The organism is Pseudomonas siliginis (assembly GCF_019145195.1).
Lineage (GTDB): Bacteria > Pseudomonadota > Gammaproteobacteria > Pseudomonadales > Pseudomonadaceae > Aquipseudomonas > Aquipseudomonas siliginis.
Genome location: NZ_JAHSTW010000007.1, coordinates 250,768 through 271,708 on the forward strand (window position 1 = coordinate 250,768; position 20,941 = coordinate 271,708).

22 protein-coding genes are annotated in these 20,941 nt (G+C 58.7%); 9 read left to right on the top strand and 13 right to left on the bottom strand.

Annotated features, from left to right (window positions below; genetic code table 11):
* The first annotated feature begins 83 nt into the window (after positions 1-83).
* Both KVG87_RS15825 and KVG87_RS15830 read left to right on the top strand, forming a co-directional pair.
* Complete coding sequence (locus tag KVG87_RS15825; protein WP_008082788.1) at positions 84-677, top strand: phosphoheptose isomerase; 594 nt, start codon at positions 84-86, stop codon at positions 675-677.
* Positions 674-1,252, top strand: coding sequence for a BON domain-containing protein (locus KVG87_RS15830; protein WP_024014250.1), 579 nt, complete (start codon positions 674-676; stop codon positions 1,250-1,252). The genes KVG87_RS15825 and KVG87_RS15830 overlap by 4 nt, the downstream gene beginning before the upstream one ends.
* Positions 1,253-1,301: 49 nt before the next feature.
* Here the strand turns inward: KVG87_RS15830 and KVG87_RS15835 are convergent, their stop codons facing one another.
* The 7 genes from KVG87_RS15835 to rplM all read right to left on the bottom strand — a co-directional run bounded on the left by KVG87_RS15835 (position 1,302) and on the right by rplM (position 6,191).
* Entirely contained in the window at positions 1,302-1,715 is a 414-nt protein-coding gene (locus KVG87_RS15835) for a ClpXP protease specificity-enhancing factor (protein ID WP_016773263.1), read from the bottom strand.
* Between the two features lie 16 nt (positions 1,716-1,731).
* Positions 1,732-2,349: a glutathione S-transferase N-terminal domain-containing protein gene (locus tag KVG87_RS15840; RefSeq protein WP_007961620.1), complete on the bottom strand. Its 618-nt coding sequence runs from the start codon at positions 2,347-2,349 to the stop codon at positions 1,732-1,734.
* A gap of 146 nt (positions 2,350-2,495) precedes the next feature.
* The gene (locus tag KVG87_RS15845) at positions 2,496-3,278 is read right to left on the bottom strand and encodes a cytochrome c1 (protein WP_076564076.1); all 783 of its coding nucleotides are present in this window, start codon (positions 3,276-3,278) and stop codon (positions 2,496-2,498) included.
* Entirely contained in the window at positions 3,278-4,489 is a 1,212-nt protein-coding gene (locus tag KVG87_RS15850; protein WP_016773261.1) for a cytochrome b, read from the bottom strand. The genes KVG87_RS15845 and KVG87_RS15850 overlap by 1 nt, the downstream gene beginning before the upstream one ends.
* On the bottom strand, positions 4,489-5,082 hold the full coding sequence (gene petA, locus KVG87_RS15855) for a ubiquinol-cytochrome c reductase iron-sulfur subunit (RefSeq protein WP_007917031.1): 594 nt from the start codon (positions 5,080-5,082) through the stop codon (positions 4,489-4,491). Before petA ends, KVG87_RS15850 begins: the two co-directional genes overlap by 1 nt.
* Positions 5,083-5,355: 273 nt before the next feature.
* The gene (rpsI, locus tag KVG87_RS15860) at positions 5,356-5,748 is read right to left on the bottom strand and encodes a 30S ribosomal protein S9 (RefSeq protein WP_003228056.1); all 393 of its coding nucleotides are present in this window, start codon (positions 5,746-5,748) and stop codon (positions 5,356-5,358) included.
* A 14-nt stretch (positions 5,749-5,762) separates the two neighbouring features.
* Complete coding sequence (rplM, locus tag KVG87_RS15865) at positions 5,763-6,191, bottom strand: 50S ribosomal protein L13 (protein ID WP_003228062.1); 429 nt, start codon at positions 6,189-6,191, stop codon at positions 5,763-5,765.
* Positions 6,192-6,435: 244 nt separating this feature from the next.
* On the opposite strand from rplM, the gene KVG87_RS15870 reads away from it, so the two are divergent.
* Complete coding sequence (locus KVG87_RS15870; RefSeq protein ID WP_217851480.1) at positions 6,436-7,476, top strand: NADP(H)-dependent aldo-keto reductase; 1,041 nt, start codon at positions 6,436-6,438, stop codon at positions 7,474-7,476.
* A gap of 150 nt (positions 7,477-7,626) precedes the next feature.
* On the opposite strand, the gene KVG87_RS15875 is transcribed toward KVG87_RS15870, so the two are convergent.
* The gene (locus tag KVG87_RS15875; RefSeq protein ID WP_024014254.1) at positions 7,627-8,763 is read right to left on the bottom strand and encodes an acyl-CoA dehydrogenase family protein; all 1,137 of its coding nucleotides are present in this window, start codon (positions 8,761-8,763) and stop codon (positions 7,627-7,629) included.
* Positions 8,764-9,013: 250 nt separating this feature from the next.
* Here KVG87_RS15875 and KVG87_RS15880 point away from each other — a divergent pair, with 250 nt between their 5' ends.
* The 5 genes from KVG87_RS15880 to KVG87_RS15900 all read left to right on the top strand — a co-directional run bounded on the left by KVG87_RS15880 (position 9,014) and on the right by KVG87_RS15900 (position 15,384).
* Positions 9,014-9,910, top strand: coding sequence for a GlxA family transcriptional regulator (locus KVG87_RS15880; protein ID WP_217851575.1), 897 nt, complete (start codon positions 9,014-9,016; stop codon positions 9,908-9,910).
* 183 nt (positions 9,911-10,093) lie between these two features.
* Positions 10,094-12,043: a flavin monoamine oxidase family protein gene (locus KVG87_RS15885; protein WP_217851482.1), complete on the top strand. Its 1,950-nt coding sequence runs from the start codon at positions 10,094-10,096 to the stop codon at positions 12,041-12,043.
* Positions 12,044-12,220: 177 nt separating this feature from the next.
* Positions 12,221-13,108, top strand: coding sequence for a nitrilase family protein (locus KVG87_RS15890; protein ID WP_038860996.1), 888 nt, complete (start codon positions 12,221-12,223; stop codon positions 13,106-13,108).
* Positions 13,109-13,170: 62 nt separating this feature from the next.
* The gene (locus tag KVG87_RS15895) at positions 13,171-14,328 is read left to right on the top strand and encodes a hypothetical protein (protein ID WP_225930904.1); all 1,158 of its coding nucleotides are present in this window, start codon (positions 13,171-13,173) and stop codon (positions 14,326-14,328) included.
* Positions 14,329-14,397: 69 nt separating this feature from the next.
* Complete coding sequence (locus tag KVG87_RS15900) at positions 14,398-15,384, top strand: asparaginase (protein WP_076564080.1); 987 nt, start codon at positions 14,398-14,400, stop codon at positions 15,382-15,384.
* A gap of 44 nt (positions 15,385-15,428) precedes the next feature.
* On the opposite strand, the gene zapE is transcribed toward KVG87_RS15900, so the two are convergent.
* The 3 genes from zapE to KVG87_RS15915 all read right to left on the bottom strand — a co-directional run bounded on the left by zapE (position 15,429) and on the right by KVG87_RS15915 (position 18,623).
* On the bottom strand, positions 15,429-16,523 hold the full coding sequence (gene zapE, locus KVG87_RS15905) for a cell division protein ZapE (RefSeq protein WP_016773254.1): 1,095 nt from the start codon (positions 16,521-16,523) through the stop codon (positions 15,429-15,431).
* 90 nt (positions 16,524-16,613) lie between these two features.
* Positions 16,614-17,969, bottom strand: coding sequence for a tryptophan--tRNA ligase (locus KVG87_RS15910; RefSeq protein ID WP_217851484.1), 1,356 nt, complete (start codon positions 17,967-17,969; stop codon positions 16,614-16,616).
* Between the two features lie 24 nt (positions 17,970-17,993).
* Positions 17,994-18,623: an alpha/beta hydrolase gene (locus tag KVG87_RS15915; protein WP_217851579.1), complete on the bottom strand. Its 630-nt coding sequence runs from the start codon at positions 18,621-18,623 to the stop codon at positions 17,994-17,996.
* Positions 18,624-18,767: 144 nt separating this feature from the next.
* Between KVG87_RS15915 and KVG87_RS15920 the strand changes: the two genes are divergently transcribed.
* Positions 18,768-19,202, top strand: a complete 435-nt coding sequence (locus KVG87_RS15920; RefSeq protein ID WP_016773251.1) for a Z-ring associated ZapG family protein — start codon at positions 18,768-18,770, stop codon at positions 19,200-19,202.
* Positions 19,203-19,429: 227 nt separating this feature from the next.
* Here the strand turns inward: KVG87_RS15920 and KVG87_RS15925 are convergent, their stop codons facing one another.
* The gene (locus KVG87_RS15925) at positions 19,430-20,164 is read right to left on the bottom strand and encodes a YiaD family glycine zipper/OmpA-like lipoprotein (RefSeq protein ID WP_076564082.1); all 735 of its coding nucleotides are present in this window, start codon (positions 20,162-20,164) and stop codon (positions 19,430-19,432) included.
* Between the two features lie 121 nt (positions 20,165-20,285).
* Positions 20,286-20,930: an MBL fold metallo-hydrolase gene (locus KVG87_RS15930; RefSeq protein ID WP_041479973.1), complete on the bottom strand. Its 645-nt coding sequence runs from the start codon at positions 20,928-20,930 to the stop codon at positions 20,286-20,288.
* Positions 20,931-20,941: the final 11 nt, after the last annotated feature.

Genomic DNA, 20,941 nt, shown 5'->3' on the forward strand with positions numbered 1-20,941 from the left:
GTTTTCGTCCGACACATTTTGCTCTTTGCTTTGCCGGCTGCACATTCACGTGCCGAACAGCCGCGCCACTTAAGGTCACACAGATGGACATGCAATCCCGAATTCGCCAGCTATTTCAGGCCAGTATCGACACCAAGCAACAGGCGATGGACGTACTTGCACCGCACATCGAGCAAGCCAGCCAGATCATGGTCAACGCCCTGCTCAACGAAGGCAAAATGCTCTCGTGCGGCAACGGTGGTTCGGCCGGCGATGCCCAGCATTTTTCTTCGGAGCTGCTCAACCGCTTCGAGCGCGAGCGTCCGAGCCTGCCGGCGATTGCGCTGACTACCGACACTTCGACGATCACTTCGATCGCCAACGATTACAGCTACAACGAAGTGTTCTCCAAGCAGATCCGCGCGCTCGGCCAGCCGGGCGATGTGTTGCTGGCGATTTCGACCAGCGGCAACTCGGCGAACATTATTCAAGCGATCCAGGCCGCACATGATCGCGAAATGATTGTCGTAGCTTTGACCGGACGCGATGGCGGCGGCATGGCGTCGCTGCTGTTGCCCGAGGACGTCGAGATTCGCGTACCGGCCAACGTCACTGCACGTATTCAGGAAGTCCACTTGCTGGCGATCCATTGCCTTTGCGATCTGATCGACAGCCAACTGTTCGGGAGTGAAGAATGACCCCTAATCGCCTTGGCCTTCTGGCCTTGACCCTGTGCCTCGGCATCAGCGGCTGCACCTCGGTGGTGAACGCCAGCCGTGAAGCGCCGATCGAAGACGACCGTGGCACGCGCACCTTCGGCAGCAAGATCGACGACTCGCTGATCGAAACCAAAGCAGGCGTGAACATCGCCAAGGCCGATCCGGCACTGGACAACGACTCGCACATCGTCATCACCAGCTTCAACGGCGTCGTCCTGCTCGCCGGCCAGACTCCGCGCGAAGACCTCAAGGCCAAAGCCGAACAGGCCGCCGCCAACGTCCAGCGCGTGAAGAAAGTGCACAACGAACTGCAAGTGCTGCAACCGTCCTCCCTGCTCGCGCGCCAGAACGATGCGTGGCTGACCACCAAGATCAAGACCCAGATGCTCACCGACGCCAGCATTCCTGGCTCGCGCATCAAAGTCGTGACCGAGAATGGCATCGTCTACCTGCTGGGCCTGCTGACCAAACAGGAAGCCACTCAGGCAACCAATCTGGTTCAGGGTGTGTCCGGTGTGCAGAAGATCGTGAAGCTGTTCGAATACATCGACTGACCGTAAACGTCAGGCACAAAAAAGGCGATCCATCCGGATCGCCTTTTTTTTATTTCACAACCTTCAAGCTTGGCCGACCACTCGGACGTGGCGGCTCGCTGCCCGGTGGCGGCGAGTCGTCATCCGGATCGATGTCTTCCTCGTCGTCCATTGGCAACTCGAGGTCAAACACCATGCCCTGGCCGTTCTCCCGCGCATAAATGCCCAAGATCGCGCTGATCGGCACGTAGAGACTGTGCGGAACACCGCCGAAGCGGCCTTCGAACGTCACCACGTCGTTATCCATGTGCAGATGACGCACGGCACTCGGCGAGATGTTCAGGACGATCTGGCCGTCACTGGCAAAACCCTGTGGCACCTGCACCGCCGGGTACTCGGAGTTGACCAGCATGTGCGGGGTGCAATCGTTATCCACAATCCACTCGTAGAGCGCGCGGACCAGATAAGGTCGACTGGAGTTCATAGCGGCTCCTTAAGCCTTAGCGCATATCGCGTTCGACACCAGACAGACTCGCCTGGAAAGCCTCACGCGCAAACTGACGCTCCATATAATCAAGCAGCGGCTTGGCCGGCCGCGGCAGTTCAATACCCAGAATCGGCAAACGCCAGAGTATGGGTAATAGGCAGCAATCCACCAGACTTTGTTCCTCACTGAGGAAGAACGGTTTGTCGGCAAACAGCGGCGAAACGCCGGTCAGGCTTTCGCGCAGTTCCTTGCGCGCCACGACCCGTGCAGCCTCTTTGCTCTTGGGATCCAGAATCAGATCCACCAACCCGCACCAGTCACGCTGAATCCTGTGGATCAGCAGACGACTGTTGGCCCGCGCCACCGGGTAAACCGGCATCAGCGGCGGATGCGGGTAACGCTCATCCAGATACTCCATCACCACGGTCGACTCCCACAACGCCAGGTCACGATCGACCAGCGTCGGCAGACTGCCGTAAGGGTTCACCTCAATCAGTTTAGGCGGCTGGCGGCCCGCTTCCACGTAAATGATTTCGGCGCTGACACCCTTCTCTGCAAGCACGATGCGCACTCGGTGGGAATAGTGGTCGGCGGGGTCGGAGTAACAGGCCAACCGATTGGTCACGCCCATGGCGATCCTCCTCGCTTGTTGAATTTGTCGGAACCGGAAAAACGCGCGCGCCCAGAGGGCACCTCCCGCAGGGTCTGACTGAGCAGACCCTGCTTTAGCGGAGGCGCCCTTGGGCGCGCGCGATTAACAGCAATGCTTGAAGCGTATCAGTGCACGTCTTTCCAGTATTCACGCTTGAGCAGGTAGGCGAACACAAAGAAGAACGCCAGGTACAGCAAGACATAAGTACCGATGCGCTGATGTTGCAGCTTAACCGGGTTAGCCGAGTAAGCCAGGAAGGTTACCAGATTCTTGACCTTCTCATCGAACTGCTCTTCGTTCAGAGCACCGGACTTAGGCACGATGGTCAACTGATCACACGCTTCATGGGTCAGCGGCGTGCCGGTCAGCGGATCGTATTGCTTCTTGCCGTCCTCGACGATCTGCACCTGTTTGCAGCCGACGACCTGACGACCCTGCAGGCCGACCAGCACGTTAGGCATGCCGACGTTCGGGAAGACCTTGTTGTTCACGCCCCATGGACGCGCCGGGTCTTCGTAGAACGACTTCAGGTAACCGTAGAGCCAGTCGGTGCCGCGTACCCGCGCTACCAGAGTCAGGTCCGGCGGCGCTGCGCCGAACCAGGTCTTGGCGTCGGCCGGCTGCATGCCGATGTTCATGTGGTCGCCAATCTTGGCACCGGTGAACACCAGCTTCTCCAGCATCAGCTCGTGCGGGATGCCAAGGTCATCGGCGACGCGCTCGTAACGCTGGAACTTGGCACTGTGACAACCCATGCAATAGTTGGCAAAGGTCCGCGCGCCATCCTGCAGGGCAGCTTTGTCGGAGACGTCGATATCGACACTTTCCAGTTCCGGACCATGGCCCCCGGCAGCAAAGGACAGGGAAGGCAGCGCAGTAAAAATCAGAGCAAGAAATAACTTTTTCATCAGCCAGTCACCCTTTCCGGAACCGGTTTGGTCTTCTCGAGCCGGGTGTAGAACGGCATCAGAATGAAGTAGGCGAAATACAGGAAGGTGCAGACCTGCGACAGCAACGTGCGCCCCGGCGTCGGCGCAAGAACGCCGAGGATGCCGAGAATCACGAAAGAAATGCAGAACACCACCAGCCAGATTTTGCTCATCCAGCCCTTGTAGCGCATCGATCTCACCGGACTGCGGTCCAGCCATGGCAGCACGAACAGCACCGCAATCGCCGCGCCCATGGCGATAACACCCATGAGCTTGTCCGGCACCGCACGCAGGATTGCGTAGAACGGAGTGAAGTACCAGACCGGGGCAATGTGCTCAGGCGTCTTGAACGGGTTAGCCGGCTCGAAGTTTGGTTTTTCGAGGAAGTAGCCGCCCATTTCCGGGAAGAAGAACACAATGAAGCAGAAGATGAACAGGAACACCACGACGCCGACAATGTCCTTCACCGTGTAGTACGGGTGGAACGCGATGCCGTCCAGCGGGATGCCGTTTTCGTCTTTGTGCTTCTTGATATCGACGCCGTCAGGGTTGTTCGAGCCCACTTCGTGCAGCGCCAGAATGTGCAACACCACCAGACCGAGAATCACGATCGGCAGCGCGACAACGTGCAAGGCGAAGAATCGGTTCAGGGTGATTCCGGAGATCAGGTAGTCACCACGAATCCACTGGGTCAGGTCATCGCCGATCAGCGGAATCGCACCGAACAGCGAGATGATCACCTGGGCGCCCCAGTACGACATCTGGCCCCACGGCAGCAGGTAACCCATGAACGCTTCAGCCATCAGCGCCAGGTAGATCAGCATGCCGAACACCCAGACCAGCTCGCGCGGTTTCTGGTACGAACCGTAGAGCAGACCGCGGAACATGTGCAGATAGACGACGATGAAAAACGCCGAGGCGCCGGTCGAGTGCAGCAGACGCAGGATCGAGCCGTACTCGACGTCGCGCATGATGTATTCAACGGAAGCAAAGGCCTCTTCTGCCGACGGCGTGTAGCTCATCGTCAGCCAGACACCGGTGACGATCTGATTGACCAGCACCAGCAGTGCCAGCGAGCCGAAGAAATAGAAGAAGTTGAAGTTTTTTGGTGCGTAATATTTGCTGAGATGGTCTTCCCACATTTTGGTCGCAGGAAAGCGCGCATCAACCCAATCCATGAACTTGCTCATCACGCCTTCTCCGTATCGACGCCAATGACAATCAGGTCATCGGTCTCATAGGAATGCGGGGGAACTGGCAGGTTCAAAGGCGCAGGTTGCGACTTGTAGACGCGGCCAGCCAGATCGTAGTGGGAACCGTGGCACGGGCAGAAATAGCCGCCTACCCAGTCTTTGCCCAGATCCGCAGGTGCCACTTCGGGACGGAAGGTCGGTGAGCAACCCAGGTGCGTACAGATCCCGATCAGCAGGAGAATTTCCGGCTTGATCGAGCGCACTTCCGGGTCGACATAAGTGGGTTGCGTGGAGTTTTTGGAGGTCGGATCGGAGAGTTGACCCTCGATCTTCTTGAGATTCCCCAGGATTTCCTCGGTACGGCGGACAATGAACACCGGCTGGCCGCGCCATTCAGCAATCATCTGCTGGCCTGGCTCGATTTTGCTGACATTCACTTTCACCGGTGCACCGGCAGCTTTCGCCTTGGCACTGGGAAACCATGACCCCACGAACGGGACCGCAGCCCCCACCGCTCCTGCAGCACCCACCACGGATGTGGCTGCCACCAGGAAGCGACGCCGGCCTGCATTCACGCCGTCATTGCTCATTCAGTCCTCTCCCATCAGCTTTTTTGGCCTGTTAAATCAGGCGTCTACTAAATAAATCAAATGTTACTTATAAAAATTTTGCCCGAATGGTAATGAAAACCCCCAATTCTGACAAGGTTAATTCCCCGGGGATCAACCCCTCAAGCCTTGGAGTATAGGGGGTCTACGGCTGTGGCAAGTTGTCACAACGCAATTCTTTGATAAATCGCACGCATAAAAAAACGCCCGCTTCCGTGAGGAGGCGGGCGTTCTTTTTTGAACGTGGAAGCGAAATTAACGCTTCGAGTACTGCGGACGCTTACGCGCTTTACGCAGACCAACTTTCTTACGTTCAACTTCACGGGCGTCGCGGGTAACGAAGCCAGCTTTGCGCAGAGCGCTACGCAGGGTTTCGTCGTAGTCCATCAGAGCGCGGGTGATGCCGTGGCGGATTGCGCCAGCCTGACCACTTACACCACCGCCGATCACGGTGACGTAGATGTCGAACTTCTCGACAGTCTCGGTCAGCTCCAGCGGCTGACGAACTACCATGCGGGCAGTTTCGCGGCCGAAGAAGTTATCCAGCGAACGGTTGTTGATGGAGATGTTACCAGTACCCGGACGCAGGAAAACGCGTGCGGTTGCGGTCTTGCGACGGCCAGTGCCGTAATTTTGAGTCGCCGACATAATGAACTATTCCGTTAAATCTTCAGTTCTTGGGGCTGCTGAGCAGTATGAGGGTGTGCAGCGCCCGCATAGACTTTCAGCTTACGGTACATGTCGCGACCCAGTGGGTTTTTAGGCAGCATGCCTTTAACCGCGGTCTCGATCACGCGCTCAGGGGCTTTGGCGATCAGCTTTTCAAAGTTGATCGACTTGATGCCGCCCGGGAAACCGGAGTGGGAGTAGTACATTTTGTCAGTGGTTTTAGCGCCGGTAACACGGATCTGCTCGGCGTTGATGACGACGATGTAGTCGCCGGTGTCAACGTGAGGAGTGTACTCAGGCTTGTGCTTGCCACGCAGACGGCTCGCGATTTCGGTGGCCAGACGACCCAGGGTCTGACCAGCAGCGTCGACGACAAACCAGTCGCGCTTTACTGTTTCCGGTTTAGCAGTAAAAGTTTTCATTCTTTATAGCCTCAGGGGCCGCCTGTAAATAAGACGGCGGATCTTACTGAATAGTGCGTACTTTGACAAGTCAAAGGCAGCCGGATACAGACGCTTTCGGGGGCTCGGGTCGGCGCGTCCGTTCAACGGCAAGATTCTTCGGCGGCGGCGCATCACTTCCACTGCAGAAAGAGGTCGGCAATTATGCAGATTGCGAAAAATTTTTCAACCTGCTTTTATGATTGTTTTGCCCAAGGAGCACCCGATGGACTATCGCCAGCTAGGCCGTACCGACCTGAACGTGAGTGCAATCTGCCTCGGCACCATGACCTGGGGCGAGCAAAACACTGAAGCTGACGCCTTCGCCCAGATCGAAAGGGCCAAGGAAGCCGGGATCAATTTCCTCGACACCGCCGAAATGTATCCGGTGCCGCCAAAAGCCGAAACCTACGCCACCACCGAGCGCTACATCGGCAATTACTTCAAGAGTCGCGGTGACCGTGCCGAGTGGATCCTCGCCAGCAAGATCGCCGGCCCCGGCAACACCATCGATTACATCCGCGACAAGAACCTGCGCCATAACCGCCAGCACATCACCGAGGCGCTGGACGGCAGCCTCAAGCGCCTGCAGACCGATTACATCGACCTGTACCAACTGCACTGGCCGGAACGCAGCACCAACTTTTTCGGACAGCTGGGCTACAAGCACAAGATCGAAGCGAACCTGACGCCGCTGGAAGACACCCTCGAAGCTCTCGACGAACAGGTGAAGGCCGGCAAGATCCGCCACATCGGTCTGTCCAACGAGACGCCGTGGGGCACCATGCGCTTCCTCGCTCTGGCCGAAGCCCGTGGCTGGCCGCGTGCGGTGTCGATCCAGAACCCGTACAACCTGCTAAACCGCAGCTTCGAAGTCGGCCTGGCCGAGATCGCCATTCGCGAACAGTGCGGCCTGCTCGCCTATTCGCCGCTGGCGTTCGGTTTCCTCTCCGGCAAGTACGAGGGCGGCGCCCGTCCACCGAAAGGCCGCCTGAGCCTCTACAGCCGCTTCAGCCGCTATTTCAACCCGCAATCCGAAGCGGCGTGCAGCCGTTACGTAGCCCTGGCCCGTGAACACGGTCTGGACCCGGCGCAAATGGCACTGGCCTTCGTGACCCAGCAACCTTTCGTCACCAGCAACATCATTGGCGCAACGACGCTTGAGCAACTGGACAGCAACATTGCCAGTTTTGGTCTGAAACTGTCCGATGAAGTGCTGGCCGGGATTGAGGCGATTCACAAGGATCATCCGAATCCGGCGCCATAACTGACCGCCAAAAGCTTCGCGAGCAGGCTCGCTCCCACAGTGGAATACTGTACCTGTGGAAGCGAGCCTGCTCGCGAAGGGGCCAGTCAGATTACCTTAACAGCGGAACGCGGAGCGTCCCCGGCGGCATTCCCACGCAGAGCGTAGAACTCAAAGCGACCGCGCAATAATCTCCTTCATGATTTCATTGGTGCCGGCGTAAATCCGCTGCACCCGCGCATCCGCCCACGCCCGCGCCACCGGGTATTCCCACATGAAGCCGTAGCCGCCATGCAGTTGCACGCACTCGTCGAGCACTTTGCATTGCAAGTCGGTGCCCCAGTATTTGGCCATCGCCGCCGTCGGCACATCGAGTTTGCCCTGCAGATGCAACTCCAGGCAGCGGTCAACGAAGACCCGGCCGATCTGGATCTCGGTAGCCATTTCGGCCAGTTTGAAGCGGGTGTTCTGAAAGTCGGCAATCGCCTTGCCGAACGCCTTGCGATCGCGGGTGTAATCCAGCGTCCATTGCAGCGCCGCCTCGGCCGAAGCCAGCCCGCCGATGGCCACGGTCAGACGCTCTTGCGGTAACTCCTGCATCAGATAGGCAAACCCGGCCCCCGCCTGCCCGAGAAGGTTTTCCTTCGGCACGCGCACGTCCTGGAAGAACAGTTCGGAGGTGTCCTGCGCTTTCATGCCGACCTTCTCCAGGCGCTTGCCCTTCTCGAAGCCCGGCGTATTCGCCTCCACCAGAAACAGGCTGGTGCCCTTGGCCCCGGCCTTCGGGTCGGTCTTGGCCACCACGATGACCAGGTCAGCCAGAAAGCCGTTGGTGATAAAGGTTTTCGAGCCGTTGATCACATATTCGTCACCGTCGAGCACCGCCGTGGTTTTCACCCCTTGCAGGTCGGAACCGGCGCCAGGCTCGGTCATGGCAATCGCCGTAACCATTTCGCCCGAGACCAGTTTCGGCAGGTATTTGTGTTTCAGCGCCTCGCTGCCGTAATGCAGGATGTACGGTGCGACGATGTCCGAGTGCAGGGAAAAGCCGATGCCGGTCAGTCCCAGACGCCCGACTTCTTCAATCACCACGGTGCTGTAGAGGAAATCCGCGCCGAGCCCGCCGTACTCTTCCGGCAGATGCGAACAGAGCATCCCCGCCTCCCCCGCCTTGTTCCACAGCGCGCGATCAATGTGTCCCTGCTTCTCCCACTGCGCGTGATACGGCACGGCCTCTTTTTCGAGGAAAGTTCGCACGCTGTCGCGGAACAATTCGTGCTCGGAGCTGAACAGAGTTCTGGGGATCATGCGGCACCTTTCTTTGTTGTTGGAGGGATACGGCTCTCAGAGACTAAGCCCGACTCCTGCTACGGGACACTGGACACATCCGACAAAAAATAAGACGATCCAGCCGTCTGGTGACCACTTTCCCTTATAAAAACAAAACAAAAGTTGAATTATGTCTAAGCATGTCTCCCCGCCTTTGCGGCGCGTCAGCATCCTGGCCATCGACCGGGTTTTCGCTTACACCCTCATGCAGGCCAAGGATTTTTTCCATGTGGCCAGCCTGCGTTACGGCAAACAACTGGGCCACGGCCTGACACCGGCGTTCGAAACGCGCCTGGTCAGCCCGGATGGCAAACCGGTAAAAAGCTTCAGCGACGTGGTCATGCCGGTCGACGGTGGCCTGGAAAACGCCGATGTGATCATCCTCCCGGCGTTCTGGGAAGACTTCGATACGCTGTGTGGCCGTTACCCGCAAATCCTGCCGTGGCTGCGCGAACAGCATGCGCGCGGCGCGGTGTTATGCGGCGAAGCCACCGGGGTGTTCTGGCTCGCCGAAGCCGGGCTGCTCAACGGCAAGGAAGCGACCACCTACTGGCGCTTCTTCAATGCCTTCGCCGAGCGCTTCCCCAAGGTCTATCTGAATCAGGACAAGCACCTGACCGACGCCGATAATCTCTACTGCGCCGGCGGTACTACCTCGGCATGCGATCTCTATATCTATCTGATCGAACGCTTCTGCGGCGCGAACGTGGCGCAAGCCGTCGCCCGCGACATCCTTTATGAAGTGCAGCGCAGCTATTCGCCGGGACGTATCGGTTTTGGTGGGCAGAAGCTGCATCAGGACGTGATCATCCTGCAGATCCAGCAATGGCTCGAAGAACATTTCGCCGACAAATTCCGCTTCGAAGACGTCGCCCGCGAGCACGGCATGAGCATCCGCAACTTCATGCGCCGCTTCCAGACCGCCACCGGCGACAAGCCGCTGCATTACTTGCAACGCCTGCGCATCGAGACGGCCAAGGGCCTGCTTTCGGGCACGCGCAAGAGCATCAAGACCATCAGTTATGAGGTCGGTTACGACGATGCGAGCTTCTTCGCGCGACTGTTCCGCCAGCACACCGAACTGTCGCCTAACCAGTATCGGCAACAGTTTCAGCAGGCTGCGTAAACTTCCGCCAGACTGACGTCCCTGTGGGTGTAGTCCTTCCACGGGGACCGGCTTGTAAGTTGTGATTCGTCCGACACAAATGAACGAAAACAGAACAGCGTCTGGCTGTGTTTTACGACTGTTCGGACGTGCCTGCGCCGACCAGACTACTTCCCAAGCACATCGCATCAGGGAAGATCAACAGTGACCATCGGCTCCAGCTACAACTATCCCTCACAGACTCCTGGCCTTGAAAAACGCAAAAAACGTTCGCCACAGGACAACTGGAAAGCCCGTTTCCCCAATCCGCCGGACCTGTGTTTTGACTATCGCGCGTTACTGGAGCAGCCAGGCGGAATCGCCCGAGCGACTGATTCGAGCCATCGAATCTGCATCATCGGCGCAGGCATCACAGGCCTGACGGCAGCGAGAGAATTGCTGCGCTGCGGCTTCACCCAGATCACGCTGATCGAACAGTCCTCGCGAATCGGCGGCAGGCACCTGACCGTTCCCGGCAGTCCTCAATCCAAGGCCAGCCATACCCCGTTCGAAATGGGTGCGATGCGTATGCCTTTATTCAATCGCGAAGGAGAATCGCCGAAGGAAGGTCGTTCGCTGATGGCCTACTACGCGACGATATTCGACCTGGCCCTTTCAGACTTTGCCAATCCCGGCAGCCAATGGGTCAAATCAACCGGCATCTATCTGCGCGAGGGCAGCCTGTCAGAGCAGGCTACACCGCAAATGCTTATCTGGAAAAACGCCGACGGTCAGACCCGCCCTCCCGGCGAGGAGCTACAAGCGGTGTATGCAAAATGGAGAGCGTTCGCCGACCGCATGACCCGGCACGTTTGCGACAGTTATGCGAGCGAGGAATGGGAGTCCGTGTGGGCAGCTATTGTCGCCAGGTATCACGCCATTTCCTTCCGTGATCTGGTGAGCATGCCGGTGCTGCAACGCTGGGAAAAAGACGCGCCGGGCGATTTTGGCGGGATGGGAATGTCGCCAGAGGAATCGGCCATTTTTTATGCCATCGGCATCGGTGACGGCAGCTGGGGCGCATTCTATGACGGCTGTGCACTCTACCCTCTGCGTACTGCCATCTTCGGGTTCAGCAGTCACTTGCAACTGGTGCTGGGTCGGGTAGATGAAAAAGGCGATCCTCTGCCTGACTCACCGCATATCCGCAGCAATGCGGTTTTCGATTCAACCGGGCTGCAGTTCGAAGGCCCGCGCTACCTAGGTCTCGCGGCGCTGAGTGAAAGCCTTATGTTCATCAAACCTGATGAAACAGCGATGTCTTTCCACGAACACAGCCTGCAATACCGCGAAGGTTTGCTGACTGATAGCTCCGTCACTCGGCTGAAAAAGCTCGACAGCGGTAAAACCCGTGTCTACTGCAACTGGAAGCAAAGTCGCCCCCATCAGGCCAAGGAACATTTCAGCGATTATGACTCCGTGATCATGACGCTGCCTTCGTGGTTGATCGAAACACGAATCAGGCTTGAAAACTTCACTGCACAAATGCTGCCGTTCGAAACGATCAATGCGTACAAGACTGCACATTGGGAAACCAGCTGCAAAGTGTTCGCGCCACTGAAGAAATCCTTCCTGTCCGGCAATGCCGCCATCCCCCAAGCGATCGTCACGGACAGTTTTATCCACGATGTTTATACCTACCGCTATAACGATCACTACAGCTATGACTGCATTCTTCTCAGTTATACCTGGGAAGATGACGCTACCAAACTCTGCTGTTTCAGCGACAAGGAGCTGGTCGCCAAATGTGCCGAAGAACTGGATCGAATCCTGATGAACTGCAGCAATATCGGGCAACGCATCTCGCCTTTCATTGGCCTCAATCAAGCCGTCGTACAGCGCTGGATCACCGACAAGAACTCGCTTGGGTGCGCCAAGCTTTACCGCCCCGGCGCCTACCACGACGCTGTAAGCCTGATGAAATACAACCGCGAATATTCCAGTGTTTCCGGGCTGTATCTTTCTGGCGAGTCGTTTTCAGTGGATGCCGGCTGGACCGAGCCCTGCTTTCGCGGCGCTATCGATGCGGTGATTCATATTTGCGAAAAAACCTCGGCGCAGTTCAATGGCGGCTTCCAGATAACCGACTATCCACACTACCAGGCCGGACCATGAAGCTTTCAGTCATGCAATTCGGCGTCCTGAGCGTGCACCGTCGATATGTGTTTAATCGTCCTAGGAGGTGTACTACAAGCTAACCGGAAAGCGCCGACTTACCTTCCACTGCTGACTCGACTCTTATGTTCCTCCGCCACCCAATGGCGTGAAAACAACAATAAGGGATCATGAAAAATGAGTGAGTCAACCAGCCCCGTTCGTGTCGCGGTCGTGCAATGTGATCCGCAGGTCGGTACGCAAAATCGTGCAGCGAATCTGAGTAATAGCCTGGAGTTGGCACTGCAGGCGGTCAATGGTGGTGCCAACCTCATCGTTTTGCCCGAGCTGACAAACACCGGTTATTTCTTTCGCACTCGACAGGATGCGTTCGATCACGCCGAATCGGTTCCGGATGGGCCGAGCGTGAGCCGATGGGAGGATTTTGCCCGCCAGCATCAGGTGTATCTGGTGGCAGGGCTGACCGAGCGCGAAGGGGCACGGTTGTACAACACAGCCGTGTTGTTGGGACCTGACGGTTTCATCGGCAAATACCGCAAGGCGCACCTGTGGAATCTGGAGAAGCTCTGGTTCACTGCAGGCGATAGCGGTTTCCCGGTGTTCGAAACGCCGATCGGTCGCATCGGTCTGCTGATCTGCTGGGACATCTGGTTTCCCGAAGTACCGAGGATCCTCAGCCAGCAGGGCGCGGACATCATCTGCAGCCTGAACAACTGGGTCTGGACACCACCGCCCTTGTTCGATGACGCCGGCAAGTGCATGGCTTCGTACCTGACCATGACCGCAGCGCACGTCAACAACGTGTTCATCGCGGCGGCCAGCCGAATCGGCGAAGAGCGTGGCGCTCGTTACCTTGGATGCTCTTTGATTGCAGGCACTAACGGCTGGCCGATTGGCCGCGTGGCGTCCGCCGACCAGCAGGAAATCCTCTACGCCGATATCGACCTGACCAGCTCGCGCAGTGCGCCAATCTGGAACGACCTGAACGATTTGCACCGTGATCGGCGCTGTGATGTCTACGATCGAATGCTCGGTTACACCCAGCATCCGTGCCTGCCGCGTTGACCGGAGGCCGGGCTATGGACATTCACGCAAAGCAACGCAAAACAATCGTGGCCAGAACCGCGATGGATAGCACCATCATCGGCCTGATTCTGGGTGCGGCCGCATTGATTGCCTGGCTATCGCTCACCCATCATTCGTTGTGGTCGGCACGCTGGCCGGATTACGGCCATATGGTCTCGAGCTTTCCCGACGCTGCTGCCTGGCTGCGCTGGGTGCTCGGGGATATCAGCGAGGTAGCATTCTATAAACACGAGTTTGCCTCGATCGGCCTACTGGCTGGTGCATATCTGGGCTATTGGGCGAATCGAACGGGAAAAGCCTGGCAAGGCTTCACCATCTGTTACGGCAGCGGGCTCTGGCCGTGGCTGGTCACAAGCTCATTGCTGGGCCTGGTGCTTAGCAATCTGCTATGGGGCTGGACTGTCACCGCGACCAGTTGGCAGCCCACCTTCGCGGCATTCGTGTCGTTGCCTGCCGCAATGGTATTGATGTTCGGTGCAGGCTGGAAGGTCGCGATCAACGGCGCCATCATGGGCGCCCTGTTCGTGACACCTCTGTGTCTGCTGATGGTCAATTACGTATGCAACCCACTCGGGCTGCCCGTGGTGATTGGCAATGTTTCGGGCATGGCCATCGCCAGCATCGGCGCCTTCGTGCTCTGTCGCTGTGTGCCGAGCCTGGTGAAATCCGCGGAACCCGAGCAGGTCGCCATGCAAGCCAGCGCCACCGTGCCCACCAAGGCGCCGGATTACGGCCTGGTGTGGAGCATGCGCCGGGTCTTGGCAGATTTTTCCGAAGCGCCTTTCTTCGGCAATGAGTGGGCCAGTCTGGGACTGATTGTCGGTGCGTTGCTCGCATTTACACTCAACCCGATGAGCCCGGTCTACGGCACCGGTCTGCTGCCGCAACTGCTGGCCGGTCAGGCGCTGACCTCGGCCTTGGGCGTGGTGATCTGGCGCAAGCAGTGGATGGCGCGCGGTTGGTATCCGACCTATGTACCGCTGGTGTCCGTTGTTCCGGCTGCGATCCTTACCTTCGGCGGCGCTTGGCAAGTGATCATCTCCAGTGCGCTGCTCGGCGCGCTGATCGCCCCGCCACTGGCCTGCGCCCTCGCGCAGCGGCTGCCAGGCTTCATGCATGGCTTTATCGGTAACGTGTTGTCGATGGCTCTCAGTACGCTATTGATCCTGCCAATCGTCGGATGGCTGGCCAGCCACTGATCTTTCCCCTGCCCCGGCTGGCATCTGGATAGTCCCCGGTACAGCCGGTCTTTCTTCGCGAGGTATCACATGGAACTGCCAAAACTGGCCATTGCCGCGCTCGGCGGTACTGTCAGCATGCAATCGACGCACGTCGATCGAGGCGTCGTCCCCGCGGTGTCCGGGGAAATGCTGCTGAACACCGTGCCTGAACTGAAAACGCTTGGGCAACTGACCGTCGAAACTTTCGGACTGTTGCCCAGCGCGTCACTGGATTTCGAATATCTCTTGAACGTGCTGGACTGGGCCAACGCGCAGATCAGCCGAGGCGTGGCCGCAGTCATCATCATCCAGGGCACGGACACCCTGGAGGAATCCGCCACTTTCTTCGATTACCTGTGGGCGCACGACGAGCCACTGGTGCTGACTGGCGCCATGCGCTCTGCCATGCAAGCAGGGGCTGACGGCCCGGCAAACCTGCTGGATGCCGGTCGCGTTGCGTTGGCGGCATGCAGTCATGGGCGCGGAGCACAGGTGGTTATCAACGGCGAGATTCACCGCGCCAGTAGCGTGCGCAAAGTCGATTCAATGGCCATGCACGCCTTCGCCTCGCCCTTGACCGGCCCTGCTGGCTTGATAGTAGAAGGCGCTCCGCGCTACTTCCATGCGCCGGTTGCGCGCCATGTTTTGCCGATCCCCCAAGACACCCGCCAGAATATTGCTTTGCTGGAAGCTTCGCTCGGTGCAGACAGTCTGCTGTTAGAGAAGGTTGTGGAGCTAGGTTACGCCGGCCTAGTGATCGCTGGCTTCGGTGCCGGCCATGTTTCAGCGAACTGGGCCAACGTCATCGAAGGCATTGCCCGACATATTCCAGTGATCATCGCCACCCGCACCGGTTGTGGCGCGACGGCGCAAGTGACCTATGGCTTCGTCGGCAGTGAAATCGATATGACGCGTAAAGGTGCCGTGATGGCTGGGTTCCTATGCCCGCGCAAAGCGAGAATTCTGCTCTGGCTTCTGGTTGGCTGCCAACAGCAATCAACGTTGGCAACCTGCCTCGCTGAACTGGCCCCATAAAAAAAGGCCTGCAATCGCAGGCCTTTTTTTTGCCGAGACTCCGCTTAAGGCTTGTGCGCCCGCGACAGAAACTCGTGAGATTGCATCTCCAGCAGTCGGCTCAGGGTGCGCTGGAACTCGAAGGTCAGGCGTCCGCCGGTGTACAGATCCTTCAGCTCGACTTCGGCAGAAATGATCAGTTTGACGTTGCGATCGTAGAACTCGTCGACCATGTTGATGAAGCGACGGGCGATGTCGTCGGTGGTGACGCTCATCTGCTCGACGCCGCTAAGCAGCACGGCGTGGAAGATCTTGCCCAGTTCGATGTAGTCGTTCTGGCTGCGCGGGCCGTCGCACAGTTCGCGGAAGTCGAACCAGGCCACGTCGTCGCAGGTGCGCAGAGCGCGGATTTCGCGGTTCTCGATGATCAGCACATCGTTTTCCACCGCTGCCGTGCACTCCGGGGTCAGTGCCTTGAAGCTCTTGCGCAGGCTTTCGTGCGCGGCTTCGTCGAGCGGATAGTGGAACAGCTCGGCTTGCTCGAGGTGACGCAGACGATAATCGACGCCGCTGTCGACGTTGACGATCTCGGTGTTCTGCTTGATCAGCGCGATGGCCGGGAGGAAACGCGCACGTTGCAGGCCATCCTTGTACAGACCGTCCGGAACGATGTTCGACGTCGCGACCAGGGTCACGCCGTTCTTGAACAGCTCTTCCATCAGCGTGCCGAGGATCATCGCGTCGGTGATGTCGGAGACGAAGAATTCATCGAAGCAGATCACCCGCGACTCGGCCGCGAAGCGCTTGGCGATGATGGTCAGCGGGTTCTTCTCGCCGCCCAGGGTTTTCATTTCTTCGTGCACACGCTTCATGAAGCGGTGGAAGTGCGTGCGGGTCTTTTCCTTGAACGGCAACGCTTCGAAGAAGGTGTCGACCAGGTAAGTCTTGCCGCGACCGACGCCGCCCCAGAAATACAGGCCCTTGACCGGTGCCTGATCCTTTTTGCCAAACAGCTTGCCGAGCAAACCCGGCTTGTTCTGGTCAGCGGCGATCAAGTCGTCGTACAGACGCTGCAAGTGACGCACAGCAGTTTCCTGCGCGGCGTCATGGAAGAAGTCCGGGCGTTTCAGATCAGCTTGATATCGTTCTAGGGGCGTCATAATTCGTTAGCAAGGCAACAAAAACGGGCCGTCACTGTAGCGACGGCCTGTGGGAATGGCAATCGGCCCTTGGTCGGGTCGTGCCGCCGATCAGTCTTGAGCTGGAGTCAGTGCGACGCGCAACGCCTCGATGGCGGCGTCCCGCGCACCGATGTCGGCAAACGCCGGGCTGTCGCCCACGCACTCACCGGCCAGCCAGACGCTGAAGCTCAGTTCTTCAGTACGCACATCCAGCGGCTCGCCGGACTGCAACTGTTTGGTCACCTGGCCGGCGGTTTTGCCGTCGGCGAAGTTACGCGACAGCAGCAATTGCTCGCCATCGGCCGCCAGCAGACGGAAACGGAAGCTGCCGTCGTCCTCGCGGAAGCTGACGAAACGCGCGGCTTTCGCGGCTTTTTTCTTGGTAGTCGCGGCCACCTGAACCTGATTGACGAAAGAACGCAGGCCGACAGCTTCGCGCAATTCATTGAGGAACGGCGTGGCCACGGCGCGGGCCTTCTTCGCACCGATCTGCAGGATGTCTTCCAGGTCCGCCGGACGCTCGATCAACTGGTGATACTTCTCGCGCGCCTCGCCCAACTCGCTGTCGAGCAACTGGAACAGGCGATTCTTCGCCTCACCCCAGCCCAGACCACCGAGCAGTTCGCTGCGGAATTCGTCAGCCTGCGCCGGAGTGGCGAAGGCCTGGAACAGGGTGAACAGGTGCGAGTTGTCCGGATCTTTCGCTTCGCCCGGGGCCTTGGAGTCGGTGACGATCCGCGAGATCGCGTCCTTCATTTCTTTCGCGCTGCTGAACAGCGGAATGGTGTTGTCGTAGCTCTTCGACATCTTGCGACCGTCGAGGCCTGGCAAGGTCGCCACGCTTTCTTCGATCAGCGCCTCGGGCATGGTGAAGAACTCTTTGCCCTGGCCGAACAGATGGTTGAAACGCTGACCGATATCGCGGGCCATTTCCACGTGCTGAATCTGATCGCGACCGACCGGCACCTTGTGCGCGTTGAACATCAGGATGTCCGCCGCCATCAGCACCGGATAGCTGTAGAGGCCCATGGTGATGCCGGCATCCGGGTCTTCACCCGTCTCAACGTTCTTGTCCACCGAGGCCTTGTAGGCGTGCGCGCGGTTGAGCAGGCCCTTGGCAGCGACGCAAGTCAGCAGCCAGGTCAGCTCGGGGATTTCCGGGATGTCGGACTGGCGGTAGAAGGTCACGCGATCAACGTCCAGACCACCGGCCAGCCAGGTCGCGGCGATTTCCAGACGCGAGCGCTGGATGCGCAGCGGGTCATCGCATTTGATCAGGGCGTGGTAGTCGGCCAGGAAATAGAACGAATCGGCCTGGCTGTCGCGGCTGGCGAGGATTGCCGGGCGAATGGCCCCAGCGTAGTTGCCCAGGTGCGGCGTGCCAGTGGTGGTGATGCCGGTGAGAATGCGGGTACGGTTGGTCATGGGTAATCGCTTGTCAGACTGCAATCAATTCGAGAGACGCGGCAGCAGCAGATCCTTGAGATCGGTCAGCTTGCCGTGAAAAAAGTGTCCGCATTCTGCCACTTTCAGCAGCTCATGGGGGCGCTGGAGTTGTTCCGACCACTGGTAGACCAGTTGCGGATCGATGACTTCATCGGTTTCCGGCTGGATCACGGTCAACCCGCCGTGCTGCGGCAGTTGATCCTGCTCGCCCAGACGCATCACCGCCGGGGCAACCATGAACAGGTGCTCAAGCTGCACGCCCTGGGCTTCGAGACGGCCGCCGAGACTTGCTGCAACAAATCCGCCGAAGGAGAAACCGAACAGGGTCAGCGGCAGATCCGGGTGTTTTTCCCGCAGCCATGTAGCGGCGGCCTGAGCGTCGTCAACTTCACCGGTGCCCATGTCGTGCGTGCCCTGGCTGGCGCCGACGCCGCGATAGTTGAAACGCAAGGTGATCAGGCCCGCGTCGCGCGCGGTGCGCTGCAGGGTCGAGACGACCTTGTTGAGCATGGTGCCGCCCTGCACCGGGTTCGGATGACAGATCAGCGCGATGCCGCGTGGCTGCTCGTTATACAGATACAAAGCTTCAATTTGGCCGACAGGGCCGTCAATCACTACAGGGGTTTCACGCATCAGCAAGGGAGGAACTCCGTGACCTCGAATCGGGTCGACTCGTCTAGCAAATTGTCTGTGCCAATCTATTGCGAGTGAATCGCGGTATACAGCGCAGGTTCGAGCCGTTAACGTAAAGCAAAGCCGTTTATAGAGGAAGGACTCGTGGAACACTCGCTCTTAGTTTGGTTGTTACCGACTCTTGCCCTGGTTGTGGGTGTCGCCATTGGATTCCTGATCGCGCGCGTTGCGCCGAACGCCGCACCGAGCCGCACGCAGCGTCAACTGGATGATATCCAGGAGCGTTTCGACAGTTATCAGAACGAAGTGGTCACCCACTTCAACAGCACCGCGATGCTGGTCAAGAAACTGACCCAGAGCTATCAGGAAGTGCAGGATCATCTCGCCGAGGGCGCCAATCGTCTGGCCCTGGACGAGCAGACCCGCCAGCGTCTGATCGCCGCCCTGCACGCCGACGCAGCGCAGGCACCACGTGAACGCCTGACGCCACCGCGCGATCAGGAACCACCGCGTGACTATGCACCGAAATCGCCAAATTCCCCTGGCATGCTTGATGAGCATTATGGTCTGAAGAAGTAATCGGGTTTCGCGCCCAACAAAAAGCCCCCGGACAATGCTGTTGTCCGGGGGCTTTTTTGTATCTGCAATCTTCGCTGCCCTCGCCGGCCTCTTCGCGAGCAGGCTCGCTCCCACAGGGGGAATGCATTTCAAATGTGGGAGCGAGCCTGCTCGCGAAAGGGTCCGCACCGATGAAACAAAAAAATGCCCGATCACAGGACCGGGCATTTCTTCATTCGGGCAATCGCTTATGGATACTGCTGCACCGTACCCGGCTGTTGCTGCTGACCACCATACTGCTGGCCCGGAATCGCCTTCAGGTTGACTTCGACCCGGCGGTTCTGCGCGCGGCCGTTGACGTCACCGTTACTGGCAATCGGGTTATCCGGGCCGGCGCCACGGGCCGACAGGTTGGCACCGCTGACGCCTTGCGAGGTCAGGTAGGTCGCGACGCTCTGCGCACGACGCTGGGACAGATCCATGTTGTGCTGGCGGCTGCCGGTGCTGTCGGTGTAGCCGACGATTTCGATCTGGTTCTGGCTGAACTCTTTCAACGAGTTGGCCAGGTTGTTCAAAGGCTGGTAGAAGCTCGGTGCGATGTTCGCCGAATCGGTGGCGAAGGTGATGTTGCCCGGCATGATCAGCTTGATCTGATCGCCCTGCCGCTGCACTTCAACGCCAGTGTTGGCCATGCTCGCGCGCAGTTTCTTTTCCTGCTGGTCGGCGTAGTAGCCGTAGCCTGCTGCGGAGGCACCGACGACAGCAGCGCCGATCAAGGCGCCCTTGCCCCGGTTGTCGTGACCGATGGCGGCGCCGGCGAGTGCACCGGCCAGCGCGCCGAGGCCACCGTATTTGGCGGTTTTGCTCATGCCTTGCGAGCCACCGTCGGCCTGACCCTGATTGTCATACGGATTAGGCGAGGCGCAGCCGGACAGCACGGCCACGGCAGTAGCGACAATAATCAAACGACGCGTGGTGAACATGGAGAGCTCCTGGTCTTTTTGCATTCTGTGGTGCAGCGGCCACTGATCAATCAATGGACCTGCGCGGGCGTTGGATCATGACAATGCCTAAAAATTCCGCCCGCTGCCCGTGACAAAAAATTCAGGCACGCACAAACGGGTTCTCGCGCATCTCATCACCCAGACGCGTATCCGGGCCGTGCCCGGTGACAACCGTTGCATCCTCGTCCAGCGTATACAGCCGCTGCTTGATCGAACGCACGATGGTCGCCTGATCGCCACCCCACAAATCCGTGCGCCCTACCCCGCGACGAAACAGCGTGTCGCCGGCTATCAACAGCTTAGCCTCGGAAAACCAGAAGCTCATGGAACCTGGTGTATGTCCCGGTGTGTGCAGTGCCACGCCACAACCGCAGGCGAGTTCTTCGTCATCGCTCAACCAGCGATCCGGCGACGGCACCGGGGTGTAAGGCACGCCGAACATCTGGCATTGCATTTCAAGGTTGTCCCAGAGGAACTGGTCTTCCTTGTGCAGATGCAGGGTCGCACCGGTTTTCTCCTTCATCTGCCCTGAAGCGAGAAAGTGATCAAGATGCGCGTGGGTATGGATGATGCTGACGACTTTCAGGCCATGGGCATCGAGACGCGCCATGATCAAGTCAGGGTTGCCGCCCGGATCGACGACGATGGCTTTTTTTGTGAGCGGGTCGCCGATGATGGTGCAGTTGCACTGCAATGGGCCGACGGGGAAGGTTTCGCGGATAAGCGCAGGGCTGGGCGTGGTCATGGAAAAATCCT